Origin of the sequence: Kocuria sp. KRD140, assembly GCF_017168375.1 — a bacterium.
GTDB classification, from domain to species: domain Bacteria; phylum Actinomycetota; class Actinomycetes; order Actinomycetales; family Micrococcaceae; genus Kocuria; species Kocuria marina.
Genome location: NZ_JABFAW010000004.1, coordinates 88,721 through 95,441, shown reverse-complemented (window position 1 = coordinate 95,441; position 6,721 = coordinate 88,721). Strand labels below are relative to the sequence as shown.

General features: G+C 67.6%; 3 protein-coding genes. 1 reads left to right on the top strand and 2 read right to left on the bottom strand.

Annotated elements, in window-relative coordinates:
- A partial coding sequence (locus J1M36_RS04625) for a S8 family serine peptidase (RefSeq protein ID WP_241246860.1) occupies window positions 1-3,497 on the bottom strand: 3,497 nt, incomplete at its 3' end.
- A 283-nt stretch (window positions 3,498-3,780) separates the two neighbouring features.
- Here J1M36_RS04625 and J1M36_RS04620 point away from each other — a divergent pair.
- Window positions 3,781-5,070: an adenylosuccinate synthase gene (locus J1M36_RS04620; protein ID WP_064846482.1), complete on the top strand. Its 1,290-nt coding sequence runs from the start codon at window positions 3,781-3,783 to the stop codon at window positions 5,068-5,070.
- 85 nt (window positions 5,071-5,155) lie between these two features.
- Here J1M36_RS04620 and J1M36_RS04615 read toward each other — a convergent pair whose 3' ends face one another.
- Window positions 5,156-6,544: an amino acid permease gene (locus tag J1M36_RS04615; protein WP_241246885.1), complete on the bottom strand. Its 1,389-nt coding sequence runs from the start codon at window positions 6,542-6,544 to the stop codon at window positions 5,156-5,158.
- Window positions 6,545-6,721 lie beyond the last annotated feature (177 nt).

Genomic DNA, 6,721 nt, shown 5'->3' with positions numbered 1-6,721 from the left:
GGGGTGTACTGGGGCGAGCCGGCCATCCGGTAGAGGAACGCGGCCATCTGGTCACGGTTCACGGCCTGGGCGGGGCGGAACGTCCCGTCCGGCCAACCGCGGGTGATGCCCTTGTTGGCCAGCCAGGAGATCTCCGAGTAGAACACGTGGTTCTTGGGAACGTCCTTGAACATCGGGTTCTGGGTCTCGGGGGCCTTCGCCGCGGACTGGAAGGTCTTGACCTCGGCCTTGGCGCCGTCCTGACCCGCGCGGATACCGGAGAGGTCCCCGGCGGCGTTGTGCAGGTGCAGGAACAGGGCCTCGCCCTTGGCGCTCTCCGAACCGCGGTGCGCGGTCAGCTTCTTACCGGGCAGGTCGGTGAACAGCGACGTGTTGATCTGTTCCCCGCGGAAGGAGATCTTCGGGGTGACCGGGCTGTACTCGATCACGCCCGTGCGGTCCACGGGGCCGTCGATGCTCCCGGAAAAGGTGGTCACCTGGTAGGTCAGCTTGGTGTCGGTCTTGGTGGGATCGATACCCAGCTTCGCGGCGCTGACCGGCATCACCATGGCGTTGGTGTCGAACGTGTTGGTGTCCACGTCACCCCAGGAACCGTTCAGCGGCTGGCTGTCGATCACCGTGAGCTCACCGTTGACGTAGCCGTACAGGTTCACCACCGGGTAGTCCAGACCATCCGTCCGGCCCAGGGCCGCGATGTAGTCGGGGCGACCATTGCCGGTGGTGTCTATCGCGATCTCCGTGGAGACGTCCGGCTTGATCGTGCTCGCGTTGCCCCAGCTGGAGACACCGAAGTTGATCATGCCGTCCTTGCTCACGTCCTTCTTCTCGGCCTTCAGCTGCGGGAGGTTCGAGGAAGCGCCCACGTACTGCAGATCGGCGAACTGGGAGTTGCCGCCGGCCAGCTTGGTGGAATCCAGGCGGCCCGACTTGGCGCCCAGCTCGAAGGCCCCCAGGGCCGACTGCCAGCCGCCCTGGTCCAGGCCGGTGCCGGCGAGGGCGACGGCGCTCGTGCCGTTCTTGTCCCACCGGTCCAGCGTGGCGTTGTCCACCCGCATGTCGGCCGCCGGCTTCGGGGCGATCGACATGGGGACGCGCAGGTCCTGGCCGTTCTCCGTCAGGACCAGGCGGCCGGATTCGGAGGCCAGGAACTGACGGGCGAAGCCCAGCTGGGTCACGGCCTCGGAGGGGTCGTGGGTCTTGGCCAGCTGCGCGCGATCCACGGTGGCGGTCACCTTGACGGTGGCCTTGCCGCCCTTGGCCACACTGACCGAGCCCGGCGTGGAGAAGCTCACGCCCGGGACGTCGGTGGAAGCGTCGAAGCGCACCTGGTACGTGTGCGCCGCGCCGCTGGTGTTGTCCACGACCAGCTCACGGGAGAAGGTCTCCTTGCCGTTCTTGATCTCGGTGACCCCGAAGGTCGAGGAGATCAGGGCCGGATTGGCCTTGTCGTAGACCAGCACGTCCTGGTTCACGGCGCGCAGTGCGTCCACACGACCCGAACCCACGCGGTCCACCGCGGAGGTGGCCCCGTTCGCGGCGTGCACGTCGTGCACGGCCGAGTTCATGATGGCGGCCTTGATCATCTGGGGGTTGTAGTTCTGGTGCTTCTGCTGCACCAGGGCGGCGATCCCGGCCACGTGCGGGGTGGCCATGGAGGTGCCGGTCTTGACCGACACGCCGTTGCCCGCGGCCACACCGGCGGAACCGATGTTGGTGCCGGGTGCGGCGACGTCGGGCTTGATGACCCCGTTGCTGCCGTGCTGACCGCGGGAGGTCGAATCGTTGACCTGGTCCTTCTGGCCGGTCTGCGCCCTGGCGGCACCGATCCACTCCGGGGCTAGCTTGACCCGGGCCCCGCCGGCCTGGGCGGCCGGCTTGATCTTGGCGATGGATTCCTTGCTCATCAGCAGACCCGGGACGCCGGCGTTGCCCGCGATGCTCGTGGGATCCACCGAGTAGTCGGACTCCAGGACCACGCCCTTGCCGCCGGCGGCCTGGACGTTGTCGAAGCGGACCTTGGAGCCGCACGGGAAGCCGGCCTTGTCCTCCCAGTCGAGCATGACCCACTTGCCGCCGAAGTTCTGCGAGAAGGGAGTGCAGCCGAAACGGTTGTCCTGCGGGCCGACCACGACGTCGCCCTGGAGCTGTTCGGGCTTGGCGTCGCTGTAGCTGAAGCTCCCGCTGTAGGAGCCGGTCAGTTCACCCTGGGCGCTGTCAGGCGAGAGGCCCTCGGCCTTGTCCTGCGCGGCGCTGCTGCCCTGGGAGTTGGCCACGGTCAATGCGGAACGCGCGCTGCCCGGGGAGCCGGAGATCTCGTGGGCGTCCCCGGCGTTGCCCGCGGCGATGACCGAGAGGATGCCCTGGCGGGACAGCGCGTCGATCAGGTCGTTCTGGGGGTCGTCGGCCGGGCCGAAGTCGGACCCGAGGGACATGTTGATGATGTCCGCCTTGTCCGAGAAGTCCCCGTCCATGTTGGGGTCCAGGGAACGGTCCAGGGCGTCGAGGACGAGGTTGGTGGAACCCTCACAGCCGAAGACGCGCAGCCCGATCAGTTGCGCCTCGGGCGCGGTGCCCGGGCCGATCCGCATCTTGCCGATCTGCTCCTGCGTCAGCTTGGTGAAATCGCCCTTGTAGGTCTTGCCGTCCGCGCCCACGCCGTAGCCCGCGGTGGTGCCCGCCACGTGCGTTCCGTGGCCGCCGGCCTCGCAGTCCAGCGGGTTGTTGTCCGGCTTCGGGACGCTGGTGGGAATCTGGGCGTCGTAGGCGTCGCCCGCGAGGTCGTACCCGCCGAGGAACTTCTTGGAGTCGTACAGACCCGAGTCCTTGCCCGGCAGGTCGTTCGAGGCCTTGGCCTTCTTGTAGGCGTCGACGGTGCCCGGACCACCGAAGTCGGCGTGGGTGTAGTCGATGCCCGAGTCGATGACGGCGACCTTGACGCCCTTACCGGTCTGGCCGGTTTGGGTCCAGGCGTTGAGGGTGTTGGTGTCCAGCACGGAACCCGCGTTGTTGCGGTAGGCGGGGACGATCTTGGAGATCTTGACCACGTCGGAGCGCTTGCTCAGCTCACGCAACTGCGCGGCATCGCCCTTGAGGGCGACTCCGCGAAGGGCGTTGGATGTGGTGTACAGCAGGTCGGACCCGGAGGCGGAGGCCAGGGTGGAACCCATGCTCTCCACCGACTGGCGGATGGCCCGCACCCGCGCGGCGGCCTGGACCGGGTCCTGGCTCCCGGAGCGCACGCCCTCGGGTTGCGTGGCCTCGAAGGCACTCGGTCCCTGCAGCTGCACGAAGACCGCCACCTGGCCCTCGGCGTCCTTGAGGTCCGAGCCGATCAGCCGGTCGGGGTTCTGGGTGTTGTGGTCGTCCGTCTTGGGCGCCGGGGTGATGTCGACGGCGCTCGCCGGCAGCGCCGTGCCCAGGGCCAGTGCCAGGCCCAGGGCGGTCGTGAGGCAGGCCTTGACGGCTCTGCCACGACCAGCCCTTGTCTCGTGGTTCATGTCTCGTCCTTTGACATTCGGGGGATGTCGTGAGGTGCATCGCAATGACCCAAGCCTGCGTGCGACCTGCCGAAAAGTAAAGGTTTCATCAGAATATTCTGTGCTCTCACCAGTCGCGATGTCCGTGGCGTGTCGGACGCCGGATTCGCGCCGTGACCGGGGTAGACGGACGAGGGCGGCGGTGGTGGGCGTCACCGTTAGAATTGGTTGGTACGTGCCCCGCGCGTACTCCTCAACCGTTGTCGTGCCGAATGGGTGCAAGCCCGGGCAGGAGTAGCCAGCTATGCCAGCAATCGTGATCGTCGGAGCCCAGTGGGGCGATGAGGGCAAGGGCAAGGCCACGGATCTCCTGGGTGGCCGGGTGGACTACGTGGTCAAGCCCAACGGCGGCAACAACGCCGGGCACACCGTGGTGGTGGGCGGTGAGAAGTTCGAGCTCAAGCTCCTTCCCGCGGGTATCCTCAGCCCCAACGCCACCTCTGTGATCGGCAACGGCGTGGTGATCAACCCCCAGGCCCTGTTCGAGGAGATCGATGGCCTCGAGGCCCGCGGCGCGGACACGTCCCACCTGCGGATCTCCGCCAACGCGCACCTCGTGGCCCCGTACCACCAGACGCTGGACCAGGTCACCGAGCGATTCCTGGGCAAGCGCGCGATCGGTACCACGGGTCGCGGGATCGGTCCCACGTACATGGACAAGGTGGGCCGCCTGGGCATCCGCGTGCAGGACGTGCTGGACGAGTCCATCCTGCGGCAGAAGATCGAGGGCGCGCTGCGCCAGAAGAACGAGCTGCTCGTCAAGCTCTACAACCGCCGCGCGTTCGAGGTGGATGAGATCGCGGAGTACTTCCTGGGCTTCGCCGAGCGCCTCGCGCCCATGATCGTGGACTCCACGCGAGTGCTCAACGAGGCCCTGGACCGCGACGAAGTGGTGCTCATGGAGGGCGGCCAGGCCACCTTCCTGGACGTGGACCACGGCACCTACCCGTTCGTGACGTCGTCGAACCCCACCGCGGGCGGCGCGTCCGTGGGCTCGGGTGTGGGCCCCACGCGCATCACCCGGGTGATCGGCATCCAGAAGGCGTACACCACGCGCGTGGGCGCCGGTCCGTTCCCCACCGAGCTCTTCGACGAGATGGGTGAGCAGCTGCGCAAGACCGGCGGCGAGTTCGGCGTCAACACGGGCCGGCCGCGCCGCACCGGCTGGTACGACGCCGTCATGGCCCGCCAGGCCGCGCGGATCAACGGCTTCACGGACTTGTTCATCACCAAGCTGGACGTGCTCACCGGGCTGCGTGAGATCCCGGTGTGCGTGGCCTACGAGGTGGACGGTCAGCGCTTCGACGAGATGCCCATGACCCAGTCCGACTTCCACCACGCCCAGCCCGTGTACGAGAACTTCCCGGGCTGGACCGAGGACATCACCGGGGCCCGCACCCTGGGGGACCTCCCCGCCAACGCCCGCGCGTACGTCGAGGCGTTGGAGAAGATGTCCGGGTGCCGGATCTCCGCGATCGGTGTGGGCCCGGATCGGGACGACACCATCGTGATGCGGGATCTGATCGCGGACTGACGCCCCGATCCCCACCCGCGGACACGACGACGCCGCTCCAAGCCTTGGAGCGGCGTCGTCATGTCATCCGTGGGGCACGGTCGGATCAGTGCTGCGAGACGTCTGCGGTGAGCAGGTCCACGGGCTTGTCCTTGGTCACGGCCTTGTGCCCGAGCCACAGGGCCAGGAACACGGGCAGGCCCAGGTACGAGGACAGCAGGCCGAGGGCGTTGACCTCCCCGGACGTGATCAGGCTGTAGCCCTGACCCAGGATCACCACGGCACACATGATGAGCGCGACCACGGGGCCGATGGGGAAGAACCGGGCACGGTAGGTGAGGTTCTTGGGATCCCCGCCCTGCAGGACGTAGGCCCTGCGGAACCGGTAGTGGCTCCACGCGATCCCCATCCACACGATGAAACCGGCCAGGCCGGAGGCGTTGATGAGCCACACGTACGCCTGACCCTCACCGATCAGGGTGGTCAGGAAGCAGAACATGCCGATCAGCGTGGTGGCCAGCAGTGCGAGCATCGGGACACCGCGGCGGTTGACCCGGGCCAGGAACCTGGGAGCCTTCCCGCCCTTCGCGAGCGCGTAGAGCATGCGGGTGGAGGCATACAGGCCCGAGTTGCCCGCGGAGAGGATGGCGGTGAGGATCACGGCGTTCATCACGCTCGCCGCGGCCAAGACACCGGCGTGCTCGAACACCAGGGTGAACGGGGAGATGGAGACGTCCTCCACGTCGCTCGCGAGCAGGTGGGGATCGGTGTAGGGGATCAGGAAACCGATCACGGCGATCGCGCCGATGTAGAAGAGCAGGATGCGCAGGAAGACCGTGCGGATGGCCTTGGGAACGGTCTCGCGGGGGTTGTCGGCCTCGCCGGCCGCGACACCCACGAGCTCGGTGCCCTGGAAGGAGAACCCCGCGACCATGAAGATGGCCATGATGCCGGTGAAGCCGTTGACGAAGGGCGCCTCGCCGGCGGTCCAGTTGTGGAACCCGGGGGACGGGCCGCCCAGGATGCCCAGGATCATCAGGACACCCAGGACCAGGAAGATCACCACGGTGATCACCTTGACCAGGGAGAACCAGAACTCACTCTCGCCGTACGCGCGAGCGCTGAGGGCGTTGAGGGAGAAGAGGATCACCAGGAACAGCGCGGACCAGATCCACGCGGGGACGTCCGGGAACCAGTAGCGCATCACCAGCGCGGCCGCCACGAGTTCCGCGGCCACGGTGATCGCCCAGTTGTACCAGTAGTTCCACCCGATCGCGAAGCCGAAGGAGCGGCTGATGTAGCGGGTGGAGTACTCCTCGAACGAGCCCGCCACGGGCAGGTGCGTGGCCATCTCGCCCAGGGACTGCATGAGCAGGAACACCATGAACCCGATCGCAGCGTAGGCGACGAGCGCCCCGCCGGGACCCGCGGTGTTGATGGAGTTGCCGGAGGCCACGAACAGACCGGTGCCGATCGCACCGCCCATCGCGATCATGGTCAGGTGACGCGACTTGAGGGTGCGGCGCAGCGAGCCGTCGGGCGCGACGTCCTGGCCGGTGGGCCGTGGATCGGGGCGGTGGGATGCGTGTGGATCGGGCGGCGTGGCCGCCGTCGAGATGTTTCCCCCACCGGACGAAGATGAAGACACAGGGTTCTCCCGTAGTTGTGATGG